At 62.0% G+C, this 23,613-nt stretch carries 27 protein-coding genes; 16 read left to right on the top strand and 11 right to left on the bottom strand.

The annotated features are described in order from the left end of the window. Positions 1-3: 3 nt before the first annotated feature. Positions 4-819, bottom strand: coding sequence for a c-type cytochrome biogenesis protein CcsB (ccsB, locus tag KP003_RS00910; protein ID WP_216499177.1), 816 nt, complete (start codon positions 817-819; stop codon positions 4-6). Continuing rightward, the gene (locus tag KP003_RS00905) at positions 816-1,490 is read right to left on the bottom strand and encodes a precorrin-2 dehydrogenase/sirohydrochlorin ferrochelatase family protein (protein WP_216499178.1); all 675 of its coding nucleotides are present in this window, start codon (positions 1,488-1,490) and stop codon (positions 816-818) included. The genes ccsB and KP003_RS00905 overlap by 4 nt, the downstream gene beginning before the upstream one ends. 227 nt (positions 1,491-1,717) lie before the next feature. Between KP003_RS00905 and trxA the strand changes: the two genes are divergently transcribed. From trxA to KP003_RS00890, 3 genes are all read left to right on the top strand, one after another. Next, positions 1,718-2,047, top strand: coding sequence for a thioredoxin (gene trxA / locus KP003_RS00900; RefSeq protein ID WP_199396653.1), 330 nt, complete (start codon positions 1,718-1,720; stop codon positions 2,045-2,047). Between the two features lie 13 nt (positions 2,048-2,060). Beyond that, a complete protein-coding gene (locus KP003_RS00895; RefSeq protein WP_216499179.1) occupies positions 2,061-2,573 on the top strand; it encodes a TlpA family protein disulfide reductase in 513 nt (170 codons plus the stop codon). 219 nt (positions 2,574-2,792) lie between these two features. Beyond that, the gene (locus tag KP003_RS00890) at positions 2,793-3,032 is read left to right on the top strand and encodes a hypothetical protein (RefSeq protein ID WP_216499180.1); all 240 of its coding nucleotides are present in this window, start codon (positions 2,793-2,795) and stop codon (positions 3,030-3,032) included. Positions 3,033-3,047: 15 nt separating this feature from the next. Here KP003_RS00890 and KP003_RS00885 read toward each other — a convergent pair whose 3' ends face one another. Beyond that, positions 3,048-3,398 carry a hypothetical protein gene (locus KP003_RS00885; RefSeq protein ID WP_216499181.1) on the bottom strand — a complete coding sequence of 117 codons (351 nt, stop codon included), beginning with the start codon at positions 3,396-3,398 and terminating at the stop codon, positions 3,048-3,050. Between the two features lie 48 nt (positions 3,399-3,446). After that, positions 3,447-4,361 carry an AraC family transcriptional regulator gene (locus KP003_RS00880; protein ID WP_216499182.1) on the bottom strand — a complete coding sequence of 305 codons (915 nt, stop codon included), beginning with the start codon at positions 4,359-4,361 and terminating at the stop codon, positions 3,447-3,449. Positions 4,362-4,671: 310 nt separating this feature from the next. Here KP003_RS00880 and KP003_RS00875 point away from each other — a divergent pair, with 310 nt between their 5' ends. From KP003_RS00875 to KP003_RS00845, 7 genes are all read left to right on the top strand, one after another. After that, a complete protein-coding gene (locus KP003_RS00875; RefSeq protein WP_216499183.1) occupies positions 4,672-5,682 on the top strand; it encodes an aldo/keto reductase in 1,011 nt (336 codons plus the stop codon). A 23-nt stretch (positions 5,683-5,705) separates the two neighbouring features. After that, positions 5,706-6,764: an NAD(P)-dependent alcohol dehydrogenase gene (locus KP003_RS00870; RefSeq protein WP_216499184.1), complete on the top strand. Its 1,059-nt coding sequence runs from the start codon at positions 5,706-5,708 to the stop codon at positions 6,762-6,764. 274 nt (positions 6,765-7,038) lie between these two features. Next, positions 7,039-8,064 (top strand): MBL fold metallo-hydrolase, encoded by a 1,026-nt coding sequence (locus KP003_RS00865; protein WP_239027586.1) that lies wholly within the window; start codon positions 7,039-7,041, stop codon positions 8,062-8,064. A 94-nt stretch (positions 8,065-8,158) separates the two neighbouring features. Further along, the gene (locus tag KP003_RS00860; RefSeq protein ID WP_216499186.1) at positions 8,159-8,860 is read left to right on the top strand and encodes a 4Fe-4S dicluster domain-containing protein; all 702 of its coding nucleotides are present in this window, start codon (positions 8,159-8,161) and stop codon (positions 8,858-8,860) included. Continuing rightward, positions 8,857-10,659 carry an aldehyde ferredoxin oxidoreductase family protein gene (locus KP003_RS00855; protein ID WP_216790202.1) on the top strand — a complete coding sequence of 601 codons (1,803 nt, stop codon included), beginning with the start codon at positions 8,857-8,859 and terminating at the stop codon, positions 10,657-10,659. Before KP003_RS00860 ends, KP003_RS00855 begins: the two co-directional genes overlap by 4 nt. A gap of 31 nt (positions 10,660-10,690) precedes the next feature. Then, positions 10,691-11,236, top strand: coding sequence for a flavodoxin (locus KP003_RS00850; protein WP_216499188.1), 546 nt, complete (start codon positions 10,691-10,693; stop codon positions 11,234-11,236). Further along, positions 11,233-11,562: a carboxymuconolactone decarboxylase family protein gene (locus KP003_RS00845; RefSeq protein ID WP_216499189.1), complete on the top strand. Its 330-nt coding sequence runs from the start codon at positions 11,233-11,235 to the stop codon at positions 11,560-11,562. The genes KP003_RS00850 and KP003_RS00845 overlap by 4 nt, the downstream gene beginning before the upstream one ends. Positions 11,563-11,675: 113 nt before the next feature. On the opposite strand, the gene lipA is transcribed toward KP003_RS00845, so the two are convergent. From lipA to gcvT, 6 genes are all read right to left on the bottom strand, one after another. Continuing rightward, positions 11,676-12,527: a lipoyl synthase gene (gene lipA / locus KP003_RS00840; protein WP_216499190.1), complete on the bottom strand. Its 852-nt coding sequence runs from the start codon at positions 12,525-12,527 to the stop codon at positions 11,676-11,678. Between the two features lie 168 nt (positions 12,528-12,695). Next, a complete protein-coding gene (locus KP003_RS00835; RefSeq protein ID WP_216499191.1) occupies positions 12,696-13,496 on the bottom strand; it encodes a lipoate--protein ligase family protein in 801 nt (266 codons plus the stop codon). Between the two features lie 37 nt (positions 13,497-13,533). Continuing rightward, complete coding sequence (gcvPB, locus tag KP003_RS00830) at positions 13,534-14,973, bottom strand: aminomethyl-transferring glycine dehydrogenase subunit GcvPB (RefSeq protein WP_216499192.1); 1,440 nt, start codon at positions 14,971-14,973, stop codon at positions 13,534-13,536. Then, positions 14,964-16,301, bottom strand: coding sequence for an aminomethyl-transferring glycine dehydrogenase subunit GcvPA (gene gcvPA / locus KP003_RS00825; protein WP_216499193.1), 1,338 nt, complete (start codon positions 16,299-16,301; stop codon positions 14,964-14,966). The genes gcvPB and gcvPA overlap by 10 nt, the downstream gene beginning before the upstream one ends. A gap of 1 nt (position 16,302) precedes the next feature. After that, positions 16,303-16,674: a glycine cleavage system protein GcvH gene (gene gcvH, locus KP003_RS00820; RefSeq protein ID WP_216499194.1), complete on the bottom strand. Its 372-nt coding sequence runs from the start codon at positions 16,672-16,674 to the stop codon at positions 16,303-16,305. 117 nt (positions 16,675-16,791) lie between these two features. After that, positions 16,792-17,883, bottom strand: a complete 1,092-nt coding sequence (gene gcvT / locus KP003_RS00815) for a glycine cleavage system aminomethyltransferase GcvT (protein ID WP_216499195.1) — start codon at positions 17,881-17,883, stop codon at positions 16,792-16,794. 148 nt (positions 17,884-18,031) lie between these two features. On the opposite strand from gcvT, the gene KP003_RS00810 reads away from it, so the two are divergent. From KP003_RS00810 to KP003_RS00785, 6 genes are all read left to right on the top strand, one after another. Further along, complete coding sequence (locus KP003_RS00810) at positions 18,032-18,370, top strand: hypothetical protein (protein WP_216499196.1); 339 nt, start codon at positions 18,032-18,034, stop codon at positions 18,368-18,370. A 5-nt stretch (positions 18,371-18,375) separates the two neighbouring features. After that, positions 18,376-19,359 (top strand): 2-hydroxyacyl-CoA dehydratase family protein, encoded by a 984-nt coding sequence (locus KP003_RS00805; protein ID WP_216499197.1) that lies wholly within the window; start codon positions 18,376-18,378, stop codon positions 19,357-19,359. Positions 19,360-19,498: 139 nt separating this feature from the next. After that, positions 19,499-20,275, top strand: coding sequence for an acyl-CoA dehydratase activase (locus tag KP003_RS00800; protein WP_216499198.1), 777 nt, complete (start codon positions 19,499-19,501; stop codon positions 20,273-20,275). Between the two features lie 138 nt (positions 20,276-20,413). Beyond that, entirely contained in the window at positions 20,414-20,710 is a 297-nt protein-coding gene (locus tag KP003_RS00795; RefSeq protein ID WP_216499199.1) for a cytochrome C, read from the top strand. Continuing rightward, entirely contained in the window at positions 20,710-21,291 is a 582-nt protein-coding gene (locus KP003_RS00790) for a putative metallopeptidase (protein ID WP_216499200.1), read from the top strand. Before KP003_RS00795 ends, KP003_RS00790 begins: the two co-directional genes overlap by 1 nt. An 87-nt stretch (positions 21,292-21,378) precedes the next feature. Then, positions 21,379-22,032, top strand: coding sequence for a hypothetical protein (locus KP003_RS00785; protein WP_216499201.1), 654 nt, complete (start codon positions 21,379-21,381; stop codon positions 22,030-22,032). 163 nt (positions 22,033-22,195) lie between these two features. Here the strand turns inward: KP003_RS00785 and KP003_RS00780 are convergent, their stop codons facing one another. Beyond that, positions 22,196-23,587, bottom strand: a complete 1,392-nt coding sequence (locus KP003_RS00780) for an OmpA family protein (protein WP_216499202.1) — start codon at positions 23,585-23,587, stop codon at positions 22,196-22,198. Positions 23,588-23,613 lie beyond the last annotated feature (26 nt).

Genomic DNA, 23,613 nt, shown 5'->3' with positions numbered 1-23,613 from the left:
CTCTTACTTGTAGCTGTGCAGCCCCGGCAGCAACAGGTTAACGCCGAGGAAGGTGAAGAGCATGATGACGAAGCCGAAGATGGAGAGCATCGCGGCTTTCCGGCCGCGCCAGCCGGTGGTGAGCCTGCCGTGCAGCAACGCGGCGTAGATGAACCAGGTGATCAGCGACCAGGTCTCCTTGGGATCCCAGCTCCAGTAGGTTCCCCAAGCCGTCTCCGCCCAGATGGCGCCGGAGATGATGGCAAAGGTGAGCAGCGGGAACCCGAAGGTGAGGCAGCGGTAGCTGATGTCGTCCAGGATGTCCAGCGACGGAAGCTTCTGGAACATGGAGCCCAGCCGACGCGTCTTCAAAAAGTGCGACTGGATCAGGTACATGATGCTGACGCCGAAGGAGATGGCAAAAGCGGCATAGCCCAGGAACGCCATGATGGTATGAACGGCGAGCCACTTACTCTTGAGAGCCGGGTTCAAGGGCGGAATCACGGTGGAGAAGGAGGCCGAGATGGCCATGATCAGGAGCGCCAGCGGCATCATGAAGGAGCCGAGTATGCTGATCTTGTAACGCCTTTCCAGCAGCAGGAAGATGCCGACCACGGAGAGACTGAAGAAGGAAAGCGATTCGTGCAGGTTGGTGATCGGGGTGTGACCCGCCTCGAGGAAGCGGTTGAGGGTGAAGCCGCAATGGACGAGGAAGCCGACCAGGGCGAGCCAAAGGCCGGTTTTCCCGAGGGATTCCTTCGGCTTGAGCAAGTAGATCAGGTAGACGGCGGTGACGACCGCGTAGATGACCAGGGTGCTGTTGAAGAGCAAGGCGTTCATGAAGGGTCCTCTTTTCCTGCCCCTACCGAGCCCGGTGCGGCCCCGGCAGCGGAGAGCTTCAGGAGTATCTGGTCTATGGCATCTCTCTGCCCGTTTTTGATTAGCGCGGGGATGTCCAGCGCGGCTAGCTCGGCAAAAACCGTGTCATTGTATGCGTTCCCCGCCTTTTCAGTCAATAGCTTTTCACGGACGGCACTTAAAAGGGCGACGGCCTCACCGTATTCAGGACCGAACTGGGGCCTCAGTCGGTCGACGATCGTTTTTGACAGAGAAGGACTGGCACCGCCGGTCGAGACGGTGATCAGCAGGTCGCCCTGTTCGAGAACGGCTGGTGTAACGAAGTCGCCGTCGTCCGGAAGATCCACGCAGTCGACCAGGATGTTCAGTTCCCGCGCATCCCGGGCCACCTCGCGATTGACGGCGGGGTCGCCGGTAGCGGCAAAAGCGAGTGTGGCACCGGCGAGATCGCCGGACCGGTACCCCCGGGGCAGGTGCATGACGCGCCCCTGCGCGGCGAGAGCGGCCAGCGACTCCTCGACACCCGGGGCCACCACGGTGACGCACGCTCCTGCCGCGACAAGCCGGGCCGCTTTGCGGGCCGCCACCTTGCCTCCGCCCACCACTACGACCAGGCGCCCCCCAAGGTTCAGGTTTATCGGGTAATGACGCACGAGCACTCCCTGGCCGCCCCGCGAGGCACGCGGGATAGTATCCAATCAGGGCGGGGCGGCCGCCCCAATATGACCCCATCCCATCGCCCTGTCAATGCTGAATACATCAACGATGCAGAGGGGTTTGCAGACTTTAGTTGCCTCTCACCGAAGGGGCATTTACTCCTTGCTTTTTTCATCGGCTCATTTATAGTAGAACTCACTTTTTTATTAAAGGAGAAGGTTCCATGGCCAGCGAAAACGTACATACCTTTACCGACGACAACTTTGAGAAGGAAGTCCTGCAGTCCGACATTCCGGTGCTGGTAGACTTCTGGGCCACATGGTGCGCCCCCTGCAAAGCGATCGCTCCCCTCATCGACACCGTGGCGTCCGAGTACGAAGGCCGCGTTAAAGTAGGCAAAGTCAACGTTGACGACAACCCGGCTACCCCTGGCAAGTACGGCGTACGCGGGATCCCCACCGTAATCCTGATCAAGGACGGCAAGGTGCTTGACCAGGTAGTCGGTGCCATCCCCAAAGCCCAGCTGGAGGCCCTGATCAATAAGGCTCTCTAAAATGAAAAAGCAGATGCAGTTTAAGAATCTCCTGTTGAGAATCACCCTGCCGGCGCTGGCGGGCCTGCTGTTTTTCACCCAACCCGCAGCCGCCATACTGCAGAAAGGGGACCCCGCCCCCCCGATCAAGCTGACCACCACTTCCGGCCAGCCGATCACGCTGAGCAACTACAAGGGCTACGTCCTGGTGATGGACTTCTTCGCCACCTGGTGCATCCCCTGCAAGGAAGCCATCCCTCATCTGAATTCGATGCGGGCGAAGTACGGCAAGCAAGGGCTGCAGGTGCTGGGGGTCAGCGTCGATGAAGGAAGCGACCGCGACCTCAAGACCTTCATCAACGAACGCAAGATCAGCTACCCGGTTGCCATAGCCAACGAGGATATGCAGACCGAGTACGGGCTGCGCTCCATCCCGACCGTCTTCGTCATCAACAAGAAGGGGGTAGTGGTCGAAAGGTTCCAAGGCTTCTCGGACCAGACTGCAAAGGCGATGGAAGACACCATCAAGAGACTGCTCGCCGAATAGGCAGCGACCAGCTACCACGATAAGAGAGAAGAGCGGCGTCTCGCAGCGATACCATCACGGTCATCGCTGCGAAGCGGCCGCTCTTTTCGTTTCCGCCCCCCACCCAACTCCCGCCACCCCATCCGTCCGTCCCACCACCCATAACATTGACTTTTTCTAACCGTATGGCACGATTCGTGGGTACTTATTTCCCGAACAACATCAGCGAAGGGGGGTGCCATGAAACTGAGAGCAACGGGGGTGATAGGGCAGGACGACGATGGTCACATAGTCTTAGAATTGAAGAAAGGCCAGGATGTCGGAGTTATCAAGAGTCACGTGGGAGAGGAGGTCGAAATGGTAATACTGACGAAGGAAACAGCGACAAAGCCTCGCGAGGTGGCTACTTCAGAAAAGGATTCCGAGGGACTCAGCACATGCGCCAAACCGGGGTACTGGAACATCGAGGACCAGCAATAACCTCCTATCCTTGGATCATGGGCCTGCATCAACTTCTTGGTGACGGTCACCAACACTGTTGCGATGGTCATCAACACCGTTGCGATGGTCATCAACACTGTTGCGATGGTCATCAACACTGTTGCGATGGTCATCAACACCGTTACGATGGTCATCAACATCGTTGCGAGGGTCATCAACATCGTTTCGATGGTCATCAACACCGTTGCGATGGTCATCAACACCGTTGCGATGGTCATCAACACCGTTGCGATGGTCATCAACACCGTTGCGATGGTCATCAACACCGTTGCGATGGTCATCAACACCGTTGCGGTGGTCATCAACATCGTTGCGATGGTCATCAACATCGGTTGCGATGGCCATCAACACCTCGTTGACGGGTACCCCCTCCGCATATGGTGCTTTAGCGGATTATGTGGAAACCGAGGGGAGATCGCCGGTCGCCATGCGGCGCAGGTGGGTGATGTCCCGCAATGGCGGTGTTCCGAACAGGCGGCTGTATTCGCGGCTGAACTGGGAGGCGCTCTCGTAGCCGACGTTGAAGGCGGCGGTGGTGGCGTCAACGCGCTCGGTCAGCATCAGGCGCCGTGCCTCGTTCAGGCGCAGCATCTTCTGGTACTGCAAGGGGCTCATGGCGGTAAGCGTCCGGAAGTGGTGATGGAACGTCGAAGTGCTCATGTTGACCTTGGTGGCCAGATCATCGATGCGTAACGGGCTGGAAAAGTTCCCCTTCAGCCAATCGATGGCACGGGCTATCTGCTGACTCTGGCTTCCCGCCGAAGCCATCTGCCGCAGGCGCGCCCCCTGGTCTCCCACCAGCAGCCGGTAGATGATCTCCCGCTGGATCATCGGTGCGAGGATGGGGATGTCCTTCTCTTCGCCAAGCAGGTCGATCAAACGCTTAAAGGCGCTGAGAAGCGGCAGGCTCACCTCGCCAACCGCCATGCCGCGGCTCGATTGCTGCGTGCGTGGCTGGGGGAGGTTGCTGTCCAGCATCAGTTGGGAAACCTCGCGCAGGTCGAGCATCAGCCTCAGGCCAAGGTACGGCTTTTCGGGGCTTGCCTCGATGATCTGCACCACCGTGGGCAGGTGCACCGACGTGATCAGAAAATGATTGGCATCGTAAACCAGGGTTTCGTCGCCGAGTTGAACGCGCTTGGCTCCCTGGGCTACCAGACAGACACTCGGCTCGTACATTCCGCTGACCGGTTCGGTGACTTCTTCCCTTTTGAACAACGACAGACCGGGGATCGGCGTCTCGAACAACTCTTCCCGTTCGGTCCATCGGGCAACACTCCGCCTCAAACTTTCAATAGCGTCTTCCATTGCGAGAACCTCCAACCGCCAGCCCAACAGGCTGTTTTAACAACCATTTGACGTAACTCATCCTACCCAAGCTCCGCACCCATTACAACATTTTTTGCAGCATCCGGAGAATCGGGCAAAAATCAGGCAGGATCGGTCTACCAACCTTTCCTTTATAAGAGCTACGATCTGATCATCTTCGACGGGACACATGACTATGACCCGGCTGGAGCATGGAGCACGATGCGATAGAATTTGCCGGTATGCCTACACTCACAGCATCGGTCCCTGCTGCATCAACTACACACAAATCAGTTAAAGGAGACCAGCAATGCAAAAACGTAAACTGGGAAACAGCGGGCTGGAAGTTTCGGCCCTTGGCCTTGGTTGCATGGGGATGAGCTTCTCTTACGGCCCGCCCAAGGACAAGCAGGAGATGATCACCCTGCTGAGGACGGCGGTGGAGCGCGGCGTCACCTTCTTCGATACGGCGGAAGTGTACGGCCCGTTCATCAACGAGGAACTGGTCGGTGAAGCGCTCGCCCCGCTGCGGGACCGGGTGGTGATCGCCACCAAGTTCGGCTTCGACATCGCCGCCGGCAAGGACCCCAGGGGGATGAAGGGAGGGCTCCCGGCGCTGAACAGCCGTCCTGAACACATCCGGGAGGTCGCGGAGGCCTCTCTCAAGCGGCTGAGAACAGAGACCATTGACCTCTTTTACCAGCACAGGGTCGACCCGGACGTGCCGATCGAGGACGTGGCGGGCGCGGTGAAGCAGCTGATCCAGGAAGGGAAGGTGAAACACTTCGGCCTTTCCGAGGCGGGCGTGCAGACCATCCGCCGCGCACACGCCGTGCAGCCGGTCGCCGCGTTGCAAAACGAGTATTCGCTCTGGTGGCGCCGCCCCGAGGCTGAGATCCTCCCCGTCTTGGAGGAACTGGGCATCGGGCTCGTCGCCTACAGCCCCCTCGGCAAAGGGTTCCTCACCGGCAAGATCGACGCCGGCACCACCTTCGACAGCACCGATTTCCGCACCACCCTCCCCCGCTTCACCCCCGAGGCGCGGCAGGCGAACCAGGCCCTTGTGGACCTGTTAGGCGAGATCGCGGCGCAGAAAAAGGCGACCCCGGCGCAGATCGCCCTCGCCTGGCTGCTGGCACAAAAACCGTGGATCGTCCCTATCCCGGGGACAACGAAACTGGAGCGGCTGGACGAGAACAACGGCGCCGTCGACATCAACCTGAGCCAGGACGACCTGCGCGAGATCGACTCCGCGGCCTCCAAGATACACGTGGAGGGGGAGCGCTACCCCGAGATGCTGGAAAAGCTCACCAACAGGTAACAAAAACGACAGGAGGATCAACCATGTATAAGGCAAAAGCATATTCCGCAGCCAGCGCTGCTGCCCCGCTGGCATCGACCACCATCCAGCGTCGCGAGCCTACCGACCGCGACGTCCAGATCGAAATCCTTTTCTGCGGCATCTGCCACTCCGACCTGCACACCGTGCGCGACGAGTGGAACAGCATCATGCCCACGATCTACCCCTGCGTGCCGGGACACGAGATCGTGGGACGGGTCACCAAGGTAGGCTCGGCGGTAACCAAGTTCAAGCCGGGCGACCTGGCCGGCGTCGGCTGCCTGGTCGATTCCGATCACAGCTGCCCCAGCTGCGAGGCGAACCTGGAGCAGTTCTGCACCAACGCGACCTTTACCTACAACTCCCCCGACAAGCACTTGGGCGGGGTCACCTATGGCGGCTACTCGGACAGCATCGTGGTGGACGAGCACTTCGTGTTGCGCGTCCCCGCCCACCTGAACCTTGCCGGGGTGGCGCCGCTGCTTTGCGCAGGGATCACCACCTACTCCCCCATCCACCGCTGGGGCGACATCAAGGGGAAGAAGGTCGGCGTGGTCGGCCTGGGCGGCCTCGGGCACATGGGGGTCAAGTTCGCCAAGGCGTTCGGCGCGCACGTCGTGGTCTTCACCACCTCGCCCGGAAAGAAGGAGGACGCCCTGCGTCTGGGCGCAGACGAGGTGATCATCTCCACTGATGCCGAGCAGATGAAACAGCACGCCGGCAGCTTCAACTTCATCCTCGACACCATCGCAGCCGACCACGACCTCAACGCCTACATCCAGATGCTGGGTCTGGCGGGGAACATCACCCTGGTCGGCGCTCCGGACAAGCCGCTCGCCCTCTCCTCCTTCGCGCTCCTCTTCGGCCGCCGCAGCGTCTCCGGTTCGCTCATCGGCGGGCTCGCCGAGACCCAGGAGATGCTCGACTTCTGCGGTGAGCACAACATCACCTCCGACGTCGAGGTCATCCCGATCCAGAGGGTGAACGAGGCGTACGAAAGACTGGTCAAGTCGGACGTGAAGTACCGCTTCTCCATCGACATGGCCTCGCTGAAAGCGGAATAAACAGAGTTCGTCCCGCTGTTCCCGCAGGCTCCTCCCTCCTCCCCTCGCGGGAGGGGGGAGGAGTTAAAGGCAGCTTTTCTCCGGGCAAGCCCGGAAGCGCCAAACAAAATGCCGGTACCGTGCCTCGCGGCCCGGCGGCTCCCACTGGGGAAAAATGAAACTGGGGCAAAAGATCGTCACGGCATTGCTTGTCGGAGGCTTAACAGTCATGGCAGTACATAGCAGCGAAGTTGACCGGGCATCAAAAGGCGAGAAGAAACCATCAGGAGAAGTGATGACCACCGGGGGTATGCTCGAAACGACACGCGTCATGTGGAATTTCTTTTTCAACAAGCCTGCTGACACGCGACCTGCCGGGAAAATCCCGGTCCACAAGATGTCTCGCGAAGAGCTTCTCTCCGCGCCCGTCAACACCGTCTTCAGGATCGGACACTCCACGGTGCTCCTGAAGCTGGAAGACGGCTTTTGGCTCACCGACCCGGTCTTTTCCAAGCGGGCCTCGCCGGTTCAATGGGCGGGTCCGCCGAGGTTCCATCAACCGCCGATCGGCATCGAGGACCTGCCTCCCATCAAGGGAGTGATCATCTCCCACGACCACTACGACCACCTCGACCGCGACTCCATTGTGAAGCTGGCCGGCAAGACGGAGCATTTCCTGGTGCCGGTCGGCGTGGGAGACATCATAACCGGCTGGGGCGTCCCCGCTGCCAAGGTACGGCAGCTGAATTGGTGGCAATCGACGCAGGTGGACGCGATCCGCCTGGTGGCCACTCCCTGCAGGCACTTCTCCGGCCGCGGCCTGTTCAACAAGAACCAGACCCTGCAGAACTCCTGGACCATCCTCGCTCCCGGCTTCCGCATCTTTTTCAGCGGGGACTCCGGCTACTTCCACGGCTTCAAAAGGATCGGCGAGCAGTACGGTCCGTTCGACCTGACCTTGCTCGAGGCCGGAGCTTACAACGTGAACTGGGCGGGGGTGCACATGATGCCGGAAGAGACCGTACAGGCGCACCTCGACCTGAAAGGGAGAAGGATGCTGCCGATCCATAACGGCACCTTCGACCTTTCCATGCACGCGTGGCGCGAACCGTTCGACAGGATCTTATCCCTTGCGAAAGCGCGGGAGATCGAGGTGGCCGTACCGGTCATGGGCGAACCGGTCTACTCGTCCGCCGCCGCTCAGGCCAGGCCGTGGTGGGCGGCGGTCGATGCGGGCCCTGTGCCCGTCACGGGACAGTCAACACCGTTGGCCGCGCTTGCCGGTGGTAGCGCTTCGGCGCAAAGGCCCGGGGAAATCTGAGGCGATCGGAGAAAAGACGAAGGCTGAGGGGACAAAAGAGCTTTCTCGGTAGCAACCGCTAGTGGTAGATGCTTTCCCAATCTTGGAGGCTGACATGACAAAGGAAAATGGGGGGACCTTCACGCGCCGGGAGTTCCTGAAGGGGATCGGGGTTGGGGGGGGTGCCGTGGTGCTTTTCGGGCAGTTCGGGATCCACTCTGCAGCCTGGGCGCTGTCGGGCGAACCGACCCTGAAGATGGTCGTGGTGGATTACAACAAGTGCACGGGATGCCGCACCTGCGAGACGGCCTGCTCGTCGCGCAACAGACCCGCATCGGTCTCGGGCAAAGAACTCCCCGGCCTGGGCAATCCCTACTTCGCCAACATCATGGTCCACAACTTCAACCCGGATGTGGACGTCCCCAACGTCTGCGCCATGTGCGCCGACACCCCGTGCGCCAGGGCATGTCCGGTGGAACCGGACCCGAAAACGGGCCGGCGCGCCCTCTACCGGGACCAAGGGAGCCACACCATGCGCAACGACGCCGCCCGCTGCATCGGCTGCGGCAGTTGCGCCAAGGCCTGCGCCTCGCAGCGCACCGGCGTCATCAGCCCCAACCCGGAGACGGGAAAACCGGAGCGGATGTGCACGCTGTGCGGGGGCGACCCGCAGTGCGTCAAGCGTTGCCCGTTCGGGGCGCTCTCCTACGTCGAGGTGCGACGCGACAGGAAATTCTACGGCCTCGGGCCGAAAAAGATAGCTGCTGAATTGGCCAGGAACTGGTACGGGACGGCAGGGTTCGGAGGTGTGAAATGAGCGGCAAACCGGGATACCACGGCAGGATCCTTGAAATAGATTTGAGCTCCGGGAAGTCCAGGACCGTGACCATCGCTCCCGAGGATCTCGACAGGTTCGTTGGGGGGCAGGGGCTGGGCATGAAGCTGCTCTGGGACCGGCTGAAAAAGCCTGGCGTCGACGCGCTCTCCCCGGAGAACCCGCTCATGTTCATACCGGGACCGTTCTCGGGGCTCCCCGTCCCCTCTTCGTCGAGAACCTGCGTGGTCACGAAGTCCCCCATCACGGCTCCGCTGAAATCCGATCATCGCCATGCCTCCACCGTCACCTACTCCAACATGGGCGGGTTCTTCGGTCCGGAGATCCGGTTCGCGGGGTACGACGGGCTGGTGGTTGTCGGCAAGGCGAAAGAGCTTTCCTACATCGTCATCGACGACGGCAAGGTGGCGATCAGGGACGCCCGGAAGTTCAAGGGGATGCGCACCGACGCCTTCGACAAGGCCTTTCTGGAAGAGCTCGGCGACCGGAAGTACAAAACGGTCTACATCGGCCCGGCGGGAGAGAACTTGGTCCCCTATTCCAGCATCATCCACACTGCCGGGAGGGCCGCAGGGCGCGGCGGATCGGGGTGTGTCATGGGCTCCAAGAATCTCAAGGCGATCGCGGTCAAGGGCTCCGGCCAGCCGGGCGTCGCCGACCACGAGCGATTCCTTGCCGCACTGGAAAAGGCCAGGCGCGCACTCTACGGGACGACCTACGCCAAGTCGTGGGCCGAACAGGGGACGGCAAGGGCCATCGTCGGCAACAGCAACGCCGGCACCGAATCGGTGCGCAACTACCGCGAGGGGACCTTCACCGAGGCGGACAAGATCGGCGGCGACGCGGCCCGGCGCGACGTGTGGGTGAGGGACTTCGCCTGTTACTGCTGCCCGCTCGCCTGCAAGAAGAGCGGCGTCACCAAGGGGAAATACGGCGGAGTCGTGCACGACGGCCCCGAGTACGAAACCGGGGTCATGCTGGGATCCAACCTGATGATCTCCGACATGCCCGGGCTTTTGAGGGCGATCTACAACATCGACGATCTCGGCCTGGACCAGATCTCGACCGGCAACGTGATCGGCTTTTTGATGGAAGCCTACGAGAAGGGGATGATCGACCGACAGTTCCTGGACGGCATCGACCTCAAGTGGGGGAGCGTGGACGCGACGCTCGCCATGATCGAAAAGATCGCGGCCAAGGACGGGGTGGGCGCCCTCGCCGCCCAGGGAGTGGCGAACCTTTCCCGCCACATCGGGCAGGGGAGCGGGAAGTTCGCCATTCACGTGAAGGGGCTGGAACTGGCGGCGCACAACATCCAGGGGAACCAGCCCAGGGCGCTTTCCTACGTCACCGCGTCCCGGGGGGCCTGCCACCTGAGCGGTGACGACATCGCCATGCAAAACAGGCGCGCCATGCTCGATTCGACCGGGATGTGCTTTTTCCCGACCTTCGAGCCGGCGCTGGAAGAGCCCATGCTCGAATTGCTGAGCGCGATCACCGGCCGGGAGTACGACAAGGCTGCTTTCGAAAAGGCGGGCGAGCGGATCTTCAACCTCGAGAAGCTCTTCAACTATCGCGAAGGCTTCCGCCGTGGGGACGACAAGCTTCCCGACCGTTTCTTCGAGGACGCCTTCACCATCGGCGCCAAGAAGGGGGCGGTGCTCGATCGCAGGAAGTTCGAGGACATGCTCACCAAGTACTACCAGGAGCGCGGCTGGGACCCGGAAACCACCAAGCCCGGACCGGCAAAACTGAAAGAGCTGGGGCTGGACCTCGTCTAACAGACACAGAAAACGCAGAGAGGATTTTTTGATGAGAAACGAAAGCAACAAGGCAAGCTTCGGGGGGTGGAAGGTTTTGACCGTCTACTTCTCGCATTCCGGCAACACCAGGGAATGTGCCCAGCAGATCAACCAAAGGGTGGGGGGCGACCTGCTCGAATTGACGCCGGTACGACCGTATCCCGAAGATTACGACACCGTCGTGAGCCAGGCGAAGCGAGAGCTGCGGGCGGGGTACCGACCGGAGCTGAAGGCAACGGGCGATGGCGTAGCCGACTACGACGTGGTGTTCGTCGGCTCCCCGAACTGGTGGAATACGGTAGCGCCACCGGTCATGACCTATCTCGCCGGATACGACTTCACCGACAAGGCGGTCGTGCCGTTCATCACGCATGAAGGCACGGGCTTAGGGCAAAGCGCCAGGGACATCGGGGATCTCTGCCCCGGCGCCACGGTTCTGGAAGGCATCGCCATTCGAGGCGGCGAGGTCAACAGGGCCGGGCAGAAGCTATCGGAATGGCTACGCAAGCTCGGCATAGCAGAGGACGTGACAAGCCGAACAGGGAGGAACCAATGACAAAACCTGAAACAGCAAAGGGGATGAGCGATCTGGAGGCGGTGGCCCCGGACTTTGCCAGGCTGACCAAGGATTTCCTGTTCGGGGAAATTTGGGAGCGCCCGGAACTGTCGCCGCGGGACAAGAGCCTGATCACGGTCACCTCCCTGGTGGCGCTGAACCGGATCGAGCAGGTGGAATTTCATCTCAAGAAGGGGCTGGAGAACGGGCTGACCAAGGAGGAACTGGTGGCGGCCATCACGCACATCGCCTTTTACGCCGGCTGGCCTACGGCAGCCTCGGGGTTCGCCCATTTGAAAAACGTGCTGGACGCGTTGGGGGAATAAAACCTGTAGGGGCGAATAAATATTCGCCCGCCGATACCGCACCTGGCACCTCGGCCTCTCTCGCCATTGGCAGAGGCGGGGGCATCGGCGGCTGGGCAAATGATTATTTGCCCCTACAGCTTGCCCCCGTAGCGGTCGGCCATGTAGGAGCTGCGTACGTAGGGGGCGCTCTCGACGTGGAGGAGGCCGGCGGCAAGCGCCTGTTCCTTCAGCCTGTCGAAGCGCTCCGGCTCGATGAAGCTCTGCACCGGATAGTGCTGCCGGCTGGGAGCAAGGTACTGGCCGAGACTCAGGTAGCTGCACCCCGCGTCGACCAGATCCTTAAATACCGCCAGAAGTTCGCCCTCCTCCTCACCCAGCCCGAGCATCAATCCCGATTTGGTTTTCAATTCCGGTTCAAGCCGGTGGGCTTCGGCCAGAAGCCGCAAAGATCTTCGGTAATCAGCGCCGGAGCGGATGGCATAGAGCCTCGGCACCGTCTCCAGGTTGTGCCCGAGGATGTCGGGCGCGCTCGCCAACACCCTCTTCAGCGCCTCCAGATTCCCCATGAAATCCGGGATCAGAAGTTCGATCCTGGTGCCGGGGGAGGCCTTGCGGATCGCGGCGACGGTGTCGGCGTACTGTCCGGCACCGCCGTCGGGCAGGTCGTCGCGGGTGGGGCTGGTGATTACCACGTGGGAGAGTTTCAAACGGCGGACCGCCTCGGCCACCGAGGTCGGCTCGCCCCGTTCAGGTGCCAATGGCACCTCCTTCGAAACGGAGCAGAAGGAACAAAGCCGCGTGCAGGCACGCCCGAGGATCAGGAAGGTCGCCTGCCTCTGCCGGAAGCACTCGGTGATGTTGGGGCAGCGGGCCTGCTGGCAGACCGTGTTCAAGCTGAGCTCCTTCAGGAGCCCTTCCATCTCGGCATGTGCGGCCGGGTTCACCTTCTTCTGCAGCCACTCCGGCTTGCGCAAAGATTCCATCTCATACCTCAAAACCATCCCGTTTCGCCATCATCTCACGCCACATGCGTCCCCACCCGGATGGGTGAGGGGGTTGCCAGGGGCCACATATCCTCAGCCTGCGGAGCCCTCCCCCCCCCGCCGGGCACCCTCTCCCGGGGGGAGAGGGGACACCAGCATGGGTTACTTTTAACTCCGCCCCTCGAAGGTCCACTTCGGGCAGCGGTACTTGTACTCCTCGAGTTTCCCCGCGGTCGCCGTTTCCTGCTCCGTGAGCGGCTCCGGGGCCAGTGCCACACCCATGCACTCCTGGAAGGAGTCGACCAGCAGCCGCTTCAACCCATCGCACTCCTGCTTTTGCCCCAGTTCCGCAAGGCTTACGGAACGTGCCGCACCCGGCGCCGGTTCTTTGAGGTAGCGCAGTCCCTGCTGCACCCGGTTTTCCAGCGGGATGGAGCCGTGCTGCAGTATGGCACCGGAAAGCCTGCGCTGGGCGTTGCCGCCGATCTTGCGGTCGTTGACCACCACGTCGAACTCCTCCTTCCCTGCAAAGCAGAAGGAAGTCCGCTCTCCCAGCCGCTCCTCGTCCGGGTTGCAGTCGACGGCGAAGCGGGCGTCGAGCCCCAGGCGCTGGTAGGTGCCGAGCAGGAAGCCGCAAAGCTTGCGGAAGCCGTCCTTCACCCCGGTCCGGTCACCCAGGTGTTCCGGCGCGCAGACCAGGCTGTAGGTCACCTCCGCCGCGTGGTAGATGATGCCGCCGCCGGTCATGCGGCGTACCACCGGCACCCCTTCATCCCGGCATAGATCGAGGTTGAGCGCGGCCGCCGCGTCCTGGTAGCGTCCCACGGAGAGCGTCGCCGGGTTCCAACCGTACAGGCGCAGCACCGGCCTGCTCCGATCCTTCTGGAAGCAGTTGAGAAGCGCCTCGTCCAGCGCCATGTTGGCGGGGCCATCCAGGGGACCCGTATCTATCAAACGCCACTCACACATCTATGAAGACCTCTAAGTCACCGGTTTTGCCTTTCTTTTATTCGCAGCAGACCTGCTGCATCCTCGCCGCGCGGGTCTCGTCCAAGCGACCCACCGGCGTGGTCACCGGCGCCCGGTGCAGCCGTTCCGGATCCTCCCTGGCCATCCGTGCCGCCTCCAGCATCACCTCGATGAAGGCATCCATGGTCTGCCTGCTCTCGGTCTCGGTCGGCTCGATCATGATCGCCTCCTTGACGTTGAGCGGGAAATACACGGTCGGGGGATGGAACCCCCTGTCGATCAGGTACTTGGCCACGTCGATGGCGTGCACGCCGTTTTGCACCTGCCGGCTCGCGGAAAAGACGCACTCGTGCATACAGGTCTGGTCGAAGGGGAGCTCGTACTCTTCCTTGAGCCTCGCCATCATGTAGTTGGCGTTCAGCACCGCCTGCTCGCTCACCTCGATCAGCCCCTCGCGCCCTAAAAGCGTGATATAGGCGTAGGCACGCGCCATGATGGCGAAGTTGCCGAAGAAGTCGGAAACGCGTCCGATCCCCTCGGGATGGTCCTCCACCCCGTAGCTGCCGTCCTCCCGGCGCACCACGCGCGGGGTGGGAAGGAAGCGGACCAGGTCCCCCCGCACGCCGACCGGGCCGCTCCCGGGGCCGCCTCCGCCGTGCGGTGTGCCGAAGGTCTTGTGCAGGTTGACATGGATCACGTCGAAGCCGACGTCCCCCGGCCGCACCTTGCCCAGGATGGCGTTCAGGTTGGCGCCGTCGTAGTAGGTGAGCGCGCCCCCCTCGTGGGCGATGGCGCAGATCTCCGCTATGTGCGGGTTGAAGAGCCCAAGGGTGTTCGGGCAGGTCAGCATCACCGCCGCCACCTCGTCGTTCATCGCCCGCCGGAACAGGTCGAGGTCCATGTCGCCGTAGGGGGCGGTCGGAACGGTCACGATCTCGTAGCCCGCCATGGCGGCGCTGGCCGGGTTGGTGCCGTGGGAGGAGTCCGGAACGATGACGTATTTCCGCTTCCGGTCGCCGCGCGACTTGTGGTAGGCGGCGATCACCATGATGCCGGTCATCTCGCCGTGGGCGCCGGCCAGAGGCTGGGTGGTGACCTCCTCCATGCCGGTGATCTCGGCCAACTGGCGCTCCAGTTCGTAGATGACGGCGAGCGGCCCCTGCACCAGCTTGTCCCCGCCGGGAAGCAGCGCCAGCATGGGATGGCAGGAGGCGAAGAGCCCGCCGGCATTCTCGGTCACCTTGGTGTTGTATTTCATGGTGCAGGAACCAAGCGGATAGAAATTGGTGTCTACCGAGAAGTTCCTGCGCGAGAGGTTGGTATAGTGCCGCACCAGGTCCAGTTCGCCCACCTCGGGCAGGCGCACCGGCTCCCGGCGCCTCACCTCTTCGGGAAGGGGAGCGGCCTTGGGCACGTCGCTCAAGGGGATCCTGACGCCGGTGCGTCCGGAGACGGATTTCTCGAAGATCAGCTCCATAACACCTCCTCAAGCAGCGCCGCCAGGCGATCGATCTCTTCCTTGCTCCGCTTTTCGGTCACGGTCACCGCCAGCGCCCGTTCCATGCCGGGATAGTACTGCCCCAGCGGCACCCCCGCCGCCACCCCCTTGTCGAGAAGCCGTTGTACCACTTCGGCTGCGTCCTTGGGAAGGGCCAAGGTGAACTCGTTGAAGGTGGCGCCCGGATTGAGGAGGTCCACCCCGCGCACCGCGCCGAGCACCGACTTCGCGTACTGTGCCTTGTCGTAGTTCAAAAGGGCCAGCTCCTCGAACCCCTTCCTCCCGAGGGAGGCGCAGAAGATGAGGCCGCGCAGGGCGCACAGGCTCTGGTTGCTGCAGATGTTGGAGGTGGCCTTGTGCCTCTTGATGTGCTGCTCGCGCGCCTGCAGGGTGAGCACGAACCCGCGCCGTCCCTGGTGGTCGATGGTTTCGCCGGCGATGCGGCCGGGGAGATTCCGTATGAAGCGCTTCCGGGTGGCGATGAAGCCGAAGTAGGGGCCGCCGAAGGAGAGGTGGTTCCCCAGGCTCTGCCCTTCGCCCACCGCGATGTCCGCTCCCATCTCGCCGGGGCTCGCCACGAGCCCCAAGGCGATGGGATAGCAGGAGACGATAAGGAGCGCCTCGTGGTCGTGCGCCTTCTGCGCGAGCTCGCGGAAATCCTGGACCGAGCCGAAGAAGTTGGGGCTCTGCACGATCACCGCGGCGGTCTCGTTGTCGATGGAGGCCATCAGGCGGGCGAGATCGGAGGCGCAGCCGTCCGGCGCGACCAGCACCGCTTCCGCCGACAGGCCGTGCAGGTAGCCGGTGACGATCTCCCGGTGCAGCGGGTTCACGGAGGCGTCGAGGACGACCTTGTGCCGGTCGGTGATGCGCAGCGACATGAGCGCGGCCTCCGCGACCGCGGTGCCGCCGTCGTAGAGCGAGGCGTTGGATGCCTCCATTCCGGTCAGCCGGCAGATGGCGGACTGGTACTCGTAAAGCGCCTGGAGCGTACCCTGTGCGCATTCCGGCTGGTAGGGGGTGTAGGCGGTGTAGAACTCGGCGCGGGAGGCGAGGTGGTCCACGGCGGCGGGGATGAAATGGTCGTAGATCCCCCCGCCGATGAAGGGGGTGATCTCGGCGCCGCAGGTGGCCGCCTTCTCCCTCATGAGCCGCATCAGCTCCAGCTCGGACATGCCCGGCGGGAGGTCGAAGGATTTGGCGCGCAATTCCTCGGGAATGGGGGCGAAGAGCTCCTCCACGCTGGCCGCGCCGATCACCGCCAGCATCTCCCGGATGTCATCCGGCGTGTTCGGGCAGTATCCCATGTCACAGTCCTTTCAGGTACTCGGCATAGGCCGCGGCATCCATGAGCGCGCCAAGTTCGGCTTCATTCACCCCTTCGACTCTGCAGATCCATCCCTGCGATTCGGCCCCCTGGTTCACCAGCTCCGGCGCCGCGTCCAGCGCCTGGTTCACCTCGGCCACCTTGCCCGAGACCGGCGAGTAGATGTCGCTGGCGGCCTTCACCGACTCGATGGCCGCCAGGGTCTCGAACTGTTTGACGCTCTTGCCGATTTTCGGGAGTTCGACGTAGGTAATGTCCCCAAGTTCGTGGGCCGCGTGCTCGCTGATACCCACCGTCGCCTGCGCTCCCGCCACCTCGACCCACTCGTGCTCCTTGGTATAGAACTTTGCCATGATCCCGACCTCCGTTAAGTTGGAAAAACAATGCGAACAGGGATAAAGGGGATAAAAGGGATAACTGCCAGGGACATGTCTTTATCCCCTGTATCCCTTTTATCCCTGTTATTGGTTTTAGCTTCTGAGCGACCCGCCGGTATAGAAAGGGAGCTCCACCACCTGCGCCTCCATCTCGACCCGGTCCTGCTTTATGGTGAGCCGCGTGCCGAGCGCCGCCGCCCCTGGTTTGACCAGCCCCAGGCCGATGCCGCAGGCGAGCATGGGGGAGAAGGCGCCGCTGGTGACGACACCCACCTCTTCCCCCTGTTGCAGGATCTGGTAAAAGTGACGCGGCGCGCGCCGCGAGTCCACCTTGAAGGCGACCTTCACCCGGGGCGAGCCCTGCCCCGACTCCCGTTCCAGGGCCGCCCTGCCGACGAACTCCTTGTTCATGTTGACGAAGGAGGAGAGCCCGGCGGTCAGGGGGGTGATCTGCTCGTCCAGATCGTTGCCATAGAGGGAATATCCCATCTCCAGCCGCAGCAGGTCGCGGGCGCCCAGCCCGGCCGGGGCCACGCGCGGGTCCTCGAGCAGCAGGCGCCAGAGCTCTGCCACCTTGCCCGACGGAAGGAAGATCTCGTAGCCGAGTTCCCCGGTATAGCCGGTCCGGCTGACGATGGCGTCGCTTCCCAGGATGCTCGTTTTGATGAACTTGAAGAAGGGGATGTCCCGGATCTGCGCCCCGAAATGCTCAACCATGATCTCGCGGGAGAGCGGCCCCTGCAGGTCCACCTTCCCGGTGCGCGCGGAGATGTCGGTGAGGACGGTGGGGTTCTTGAGCCGGGAGCGGATCACGGCGAAATCGTTGTCGGTGGTGGCGGCGTTGACCACGATCATCGCCTCGTCCTCGGCCAGGCGGAAGACGATGAGATCGTCGATCACCCCCCCGGCATCGTTCAACAGGAAACCGTAGCGCGAGCGCCCCACGGGGATGGAACTGACCGAGAAGGTGAAGACCTCCTCCAGCCCGTCCGCGACCAGGTCCCCCTTGAAGAGGAACTCCCCCATGTGACAGATGTCGAAGAGCGCCGCCTTCTCGCGGCACCACCTGTGCTCGGCGATGATCCCGGAGTACTGGATCGGCATGAGCCATCCGCCGAAGGGTGCCATCAGCGCCTTGAGGTTCTCGTGGTCCGCACGCAGCGGGGTGGCCTTGAGCTCTTCCATACCTGGACTCCTTTCCGTCAAACGAGGGTTAGCGCCTATCAAACGAGATGATCGAACCGCAGCTTCAAACGCCCCAAACACCCTATCTCTTTAACTTCTTGCTAAATTCGTCGTTATGCATATAATCTAGCCTTTGTTAGGAGAACTCATGGATAGGTCTGAACTGCTACAGAAGACTGCCGAAAAACTTTCGCCGTTCGAGACGGCCCACCTGATAGATTTCGCCCGGCACCTGACGGTGAAGAGCGCCCTCTCGAACCCCTGGATCGTCTGCGCCTTCCTGATCGTCGCCTTCTACGCCGTGGTGGTGCGGTCGAAATTCGTACTGGCAGCGCTGTTCACCACCATCTCGCTGCTCATCCTGCTCCGCTACACCATGCCGGCGGAAGGCGACACGCTGAACCTCTCCACGACCCTTCCCTTCGCCTTCGGCGGCCTCGCCATCGGGGCATTCCTCATCTATCTATTTTTCATCAAGACGGAGTAGAACTTTTGCGCAGAGTAGGCTTTACCACCACCATCCCGCTGGAAGTACTGGTTGCGGCGGGCGTGGTCCCCATCGATCTCAATAACGTCTTCATCACCCACCCCGAAAAAGCCTCACTGATAGAAGATGCCGAGCTCACCGGCTTCCCCCGCAACGTCTGCGCCTGGATCAAGGGTATCTACGGCGCCGTGGTCGCCAGCGGCGTCAAGGAGATGATCGCGGTGACCGAAGGGGACTGCAGCTACACCAAGGCCCTCATGGAGGTCCTTTCGCTGAACGGGGTGCGGGTCTATCCCTTCGCCTATCCGGCGGGCCGTGAAGCCGCACCGCTCAAGGCGGAGATCGAGAAGCTGATGTCCGTTTTCGGCGTCGGCTGGCCCGAGGTGGAAGAGGCGAAAAAGCGCCTGGACCGGATCAGGGTGAAGGTGCACGAGATCGACCGCCTCACCTGGCAGGAGAACCGGGTGACCGGCGAGGAGAACCACTACTTCCAGGTCTGCACCTCCGACATGAACGGCGACCTCGATGCATTCGAGGCCGAGGTCGACGCCTTCCTGGCGCAAGCGGCGCAAAGGCCGGAGCGCAGGGAGCCGATCAGGCTCGCCTACCTCGGCGTCCCCCCGATCGTTTCCGGGCTCTATGATTTCGTGGAGGAGGTGGGCGCCCGCGTCGTCTTCAACGAGACCCAGCGGCAGTTCTCCATGCCTTACGGAATCGAGGACCTGGTGGAACAGTACCGCGCCTACAGCTACCCCTACGACATCTTCCACCGGATCGGCGATATAAGCCGTGAACTGGAGAAACGCAAGGTGGACGGGGTGATCCACTATGTGCAATCCTTCTGCTTCAGGCAGATAGAGGACATGGTGCTCAGAAAGAGCATCAAGCTCCCGATTCTGACGCTCGAAGGTGACAAACCGGGTGACGTCGATGCCAGGACGAAGATCAGGCTGGAAGGGTTTCTGGAATTGCTCGAGGAACGTAGCTGACAATCCCTCGACTGTGCCAAACCCGTGACCAAATATACAATGGCCTCTGCAATTGGCAAGCAGCACCACAAGATAAAACCGCTCCGGATGTTTCCCGGATAGCGCGGAGCGGCGGGCAGTGACAGGAGAACATATTCAGGTGTCAGACACGTTGAAAATAGGAATAGACCTGGGGAGCAGGAAAGCCAAGTTCGCCCTGATGCGCGGCAGCGAGATCGTCAAGCTGGCGGACCTCGACACCATCGCCTTCTACAAGAAGTACGGCAGCATCGTAAACGACGAGCTGTCGCTCGACCTCCTGGGGAGCGGCATCTTCAGTGCCGAGGAACTGGCACAGGCGCAGATCACGGTGACGGGCTACGGCCGCAACAGCATCAACCTGCACGGGGCGCGGGTCATTTCCGAGATCAAGGCCCACGTCGCCGGCGCGCGCACCCAGACCGGGCTCGCCAACTTCACCCTGCTGGACATGGGGGGACAGGACACCAAGGTGGCCCAGGTGGTGGCGGGCAGGCTCACCGACTTCGTCATGAACGACAAGTGCGCCGCCTCCAGCGGGCGCTACCTGGAAAACATGGCGGCGGTCCTCGAGGTCACCCTGGACGAGCTTTCCTCCCACTCGGAGGATCCGGTGGCTCTCGACGCCACCTGCGGCATCTTCGGCGAGAGCGAGCTGATCGGCCAGATACTGCGCGGCTACCCGGCCTCCAGGCTCTGCGCCGGCGTCAACCTCACGTTGGTGAAGCGGGTGATGCCGATGCTGAAGCGGTTTCCCTCCGACACCCTGGTCATCACCGGCGGGGTCGCGCTCAACGGCGCCATGGTGAACCTGTTGCGGGCCCAGTGCGGCATGGAGGTCGTGATACCTCAGCATCCGCAGCACAACGGCGCCATCGGCTGCGCCTCGCAAGGATAGAGGCGGGGCCAGGGGCTAATTGGCGGAAGCAAGGTTTTCTCCACCCCCTATTCCCCGGTCCCCACCCCCCCGCTTTTTCTCTTGAATTTTCGCCGCGGCCCGTTTAACCTCGCCGCTAGATTTTATTCCGGAGGGCACATGCGTATCGGCAAAAAGGACTGGATCTTCATCGGCATCATCGCTGCCGTTTTTCTCATCTTCTACGTCATTTCCGGCGAGGAAAAGACCAAGCGCGTCCCCCTGGATGACGCCCACAAGCCCTCCTACGAGCTGTTCAAGAAGACCGGCAGCAAGATGGAGGCCGACAAGGGCTGCCCGGCCTGCCACAACACCGACCCGGGCGGCATTCCCTTCCCCCCGAAACACCCCGTGAAACCCAAGGACGGGCCGATGCGCTGCCTGTTCTGCCACAAGCTTAAGTTGGCCGGAGTGTAATGACCACGTTGAACCTTACCGGGGAGCTGGAGCGGCTGATCTACGACATCACGCTCCGCACCCCGGAGCTGCAGCACATCATTCCCGAGAGGCTGCTGGTCTGCGTCTCCACCGGCAGGAGCGGCCGCGGCGGCAGCCTGGCCAAGATCCACCCGTTGCGCTTTGCCGGCGGCGAGAGGTCGGTCAAGGCGCGGCGCGGCAGGCGCAGCGTCCTTTGCACCATGCCCAGCATCACCCACCGCGGCGAGGAGATGCTCTACGTCATCTATTTCCTGGTCCCCCGCTTCCTGGAACTCTCCTTCCGCGAGAAGATGATCACCATCTTCCACGAGCTGTACCACATCTCCCCTGCCTGCGACGGCGACATCCGCCGCTTCCCCGGCCGCAACTACGCCCACGGCTCCTCGACCAAGAACTACAATCTCCTGATGGGACAACTGGTGGACCGCTACCTGGAGGGGATCCCGGACCGGTCCGCACTGGGCTTTCTGGAGGGGAACCTGGCTGCGCTCCGCTCGCGGCACGGCGCCATCGTGGCCCGGCGCCTGCAAGCTCCCCGCATCAGCATCACGCCGGCCTGACGGCAAGCCATTCTTGACTTTTCACCTGCAAAACTATAAGTTGGCAGAAATACACAGATCCGCAGACCCCAAAGGGGGCAAGACGTCATGCTGAAACTGGACTACACCGTCACCCGCAAGTTCGAGGAACTCGCCGAGAAGGCGAAAAAGGTTAGTTCTTCGCAGCTCATAAACGACATCGCCGCCACCGTCGATTCGAAGTTGTTCCAGGACTGGGCCAACTCGGCGCTGAGCCTTCTGCAGCAGATCTTCGGCGAGGAAAGCGCCTACTACCGCAACTTCCAGTCCATCTACTCCAAGATCATCAACATCACCTACAAGGAAAGCTTCGACAACTGCCGCGCCATCGTGCAGTCCGCCCGCGAGGAGTACGAAGGGGGAGGGCTCACCGAGATCCGCCTGTTCCTGGACCATGCGGTGTTGGAGTACCTGGGCGGCAGGACCTCCGAATTTTTGAAGCGCGGCGACAACCACACCGCCTGCATCCTGGCCTCGGTCTTACTGGAGCAGGTGCTGATGCTGATATGCGCCAGCAAGGGGATCGCAGCCGGAAGCACCGACGAGATGAACGAGGCGCTCTACCAGGCGAAGGCGTACCAGGTGGGGACCTACCAGCGGGTAAAGGACTGGTGCTACATGAAGGCGGACTTCCTGGCCGGGCAGGGGGAAAGGTACCGCACCGCCGACGTGGACGAGATGCTGCGCGGCGTGCAGCGGTTCATCGTCAAGGAGATCGGGTAAACGCGGATTGAGACAAAGATAAGAATCGAGAGAGCAGAGAAAAAGGGGAAGCCGTCTGGCCTCCCCTTTTATTTTACCCTCTTGCCGATAGCAAGACGGTTCCGGTTTTCTCAACCTTTATCTTTATCTTTGTCTTAATCTTTGTCTTAATCTCTGCCTTAACCTACTTCTTGATCACGCAGTCGATGATGGCGTTGATCCTGCGGTTCTTGGCGCGCCCCTCGGCGGTGCTGTTGTAAGCGATGCGCCTGGTGTAGCCGTACCCCTTGGCGGTCAGGCGGCTCTTCTCGATGCCGAAGTTGTCGACCAGGTACTGCACCGCGCTCTCGGCACGTTCCCGCGATAACTTCATGTTGTACTCGAACCCGCCGACGTTATCGGTATGCCCTTCGATGATCGCGGTGGTGGTCGGGTACTTCTTCATGTAATCGGCAACCCTCGCCATTTCATCCTTGTACTGGGGCTTGATGTTCGCCTTGCCGGTATCGAACTCGACCACCAGGGCCATGCAGAGACGCTCGGGAGGCTTGACCTCCTTCACGTCGAAGGCACAGTCGATAATAGCCTCGATGCGGCGGTTCGCCTGCCGCCCTTCGTCGGTGGCGTTGGATGCCACCGGGCGCGCCATGCCGAAGCCGCGGGCCTCGAGACGGGAGCGGTCGATGCCGCAGTTGGCCACCATGTAGTCGACGACGGCCTGTGCACGCCGCTTGGAGAGGTCGAGGTTGTACTCGGGGGCGCCCACGTTGTCGGTGTGCCCCTCGATGACGGCCGTGGTGGTCGGATACTGTTTCATGAAGTCGCAGACGACGCCGATCTGGTCCTTGTCCTCCTGGCGGATGGCGGCCTTGCCTATGTCGAACTCGCCGTGCAGGGTGACGCAGTACTTGTAGTGCCCCGGGGTCGGTTCGGCCGCGGGTACCGGCTCCAGCGGCGGCTCTTCTGCGGGGGCCGGCTGCGCTACCGGCTCCGGTTCGGGCGCCGGCTTGGCCGCGACCGCAGGCGCCTGCTTCACGCCGCCGAACATGAAATCAACCCCGACGGTGTACTCCAGGTTGTGGTAGGACTCGCCGTCCTCCCTGAGGATCAGGTGCCGCAGGTCGCCGCGAAGGGCCAGCGCATCGGTGAGGAAGTACTTGAGGCCGGCGCCGTAATTGAAAGCCGCCCGACTGGTCTCGTGTTCCCCCGCGGCTTCGCGGGACTGCCCGCCAAAGCCGGCAGCGACGTAGGGGACCAACTGCCGGTCCGGCATGAAGTGATAGAGCATGTCGAGATGGTAGTTGTACGCGTCGACGTCGCCGATGTTGCTGTGGCTCTTCCCTTCGGTGGGGACGTAGTCGAACACCGCCTCGAGGCCGAAGTGCTGGGTGAAGTTGTAGCCGCCGCGCAAGCCAAAGACAGGTGCGGTCTCCAGGTGTTCTTTGCCGATGAAGGTGTAGCCGCCGACAAAGGGTGAGAGGGAGAAGCTTTGCGCCTTTATTTCGGCGCGCGCCTTCGGGCACAGGGTGAACAACAATGCGGGAACCAGAACAAGCAACAGCAGGTACTTTTTCATCTGACACCTCCTCTGTTTGTTTAGGA

The organism is Geomonas diazotrophica, from assembly GCF_019063885.1.
GTDB classification, from domain to species: Bacteria; Desulfobacterota; Desulfuromonadia; order Geobacterales; family Geobacteraceae; genus Geomonas; species Geomonas diazotrophica.
The sequence above is the reverse complement of the archived record's forward strand: the minus strand, read 5'-3'. Positions and strand labels throughout refer to the sequence as shown.

Coding starts and splice junctions, on each gene's coding strand:
- ccsB (WP_216499177.1), bottom strand. CDS start 819: ATGAACGCCTTGCTCTTCAACAGCACCCTGGTCATCTACGCGGTCGTC.
- trxA (WP_199396653.1), top strand. CDS start 1,718: ATGGCCAGCGAAAACGTACATACCTTTACCGACGACAACTTTGAGAAG.
- KP003_RS00895 (WP_216499179.1), top strand. CDS start 2,061: ATGCAGTTTAAGAATCTCCTGTTGAGAATCACCCTGCCGGCGCTGGCG.
- KP003_RS00890 (WP_216499180.1), top strand. CDS start 2,793: ATGAAACTGAGAGCAACGGGGGTGATAGGGCAGGACGACGATGGTCAC.
- KP003_RS00885 (WP_216499181.1), bottom strand. CDS start 3,398: ATGGCCATCGCAACCGATGTTGATGACCATCGCAACGATGTTGATGAC.
- KP003_RS00880 (WP_216499182.1), bottom strand. CDS start 4,361: ATGGAAGACGCTATTGAAAGTTTGAGGCGGAGTGTTGCCCGATGGACC.
- KP003_RS00875 (WP_216499183.1), top strand. CDS start 4,672: ATGCAAAAACGTAAACTGGGAAACAGCGGGCTGGAAGTTTCGGCCCTT.
- KP003_RS00870 (WP_216499184.1), top strand. CDS start 5,706: ATGTATAAGGCAAAAGCATATTCCGCAGCCAGCGCTGCTGCCCCGCTG.
- KP003_RS00865 (WP_239027586.1), top strand. CDS start 7,039: ATGACCACCGGGGGTATGCTCGAAACGACACGCGTCATGTGGAATTTC.
- KP003_RS00860 (WP_216499186.1), top strand. CDS start 8,159: ATGACAAAGGAAAATGGGGGGACCTTCACGCGCCGGGAGTTCCTGAAG.
- KP003_RS00855 (WP_216790202.1), top strand. CDS start 8,857: ATGAGCGGCAAACCGGGATACCACGGCAGGATCCTTGAAATAGATTTG.
- KP003_RS00850 (WP_216499188.1), top strand. CDS start 10,691: ATGAGAAACGAAAGCAACAAGGCAAGCTTCGGGGGGTGGAAGGTTTTG.
- KP003_RS00845 (WP_216499189.1), top strand. CDS start 11,233: ATGACAAAACCTGAAACAGCAAAGGGGATGAGCGATCTGGAGGCGGTG.
- lipA (WP_216499190.1), bottom strand. CDS start 12,527: ATGGAATCTTTGCGCAAGCCGGAGTGGCTGCAGAAGAAGGTGAACCCG.
- KP003_RS00835 (WP_216499191.1), bottom strand. CDS start 13,496: ATGTGTGAGTGGCGTTTGATAGATACGGGTCCCCTGGATGGCCCCGCC.
- gcvPB (WP_216499192.1), bottom strand. CDS start 14,973: ATGGAGCTGATCTTCGAGAAATCCGTCTCCGGACGCACCGGCGTCAGG.
- gcvPA (WP_216499193.1), bottom strand. CDS start 16,301: ATGGGATACTGCCCGAACACGCCGGATGACATCCGGGAGATGCTGGCG.
- gcvH (WP_216499194.1), bottom strand. CDS start 16,674: ATGGCAAAGTTCTATACCAAGGAGCACGAGTGGGTCGAGGTGGCGGGA.
- gcvT (WP_216499195.1), bottom strand. CDS start 17,883: ATGGAAGAGCTCAAGGCCACCCCGCTGCGTGCGGACCACGAGAACCTC.
- KP003_RS00810 (WP_216499196.1), top strand. CDS start 18,032: ATGGATAGGTCTGAACTGCTACAGAAGACTGCCGAAAAACTTTCGCCG.
- KP003_RS00795 (WP_216499199.1), top strand. CDS start 20,414: ATGCGTATCGGCAAAAAGGACTGGATCTTCATCGGCATCATCGCTGCC.
- KP003_RS00790 (WP_216499200.1), top strand. CDS start 20,710: ATGACCACGTTGAACCTTACCGGGGAGCTGGAGCGGCTGATCTACGAC.
- KP003_RS00785 (WP_216499201.1), top strand. CDS start 21,379: ATGCTGAAACTGGACTACACCGTCACCCGCAAGTTCGAGGAACTCGCC.
- KP003_RS00780 (WP_216499202.1), bottom strand. CDS start 23,587: ATGAAAAAGTACCTGCTGTTGCTTGTTCTGGTTCCCGCATTGTTGTTC.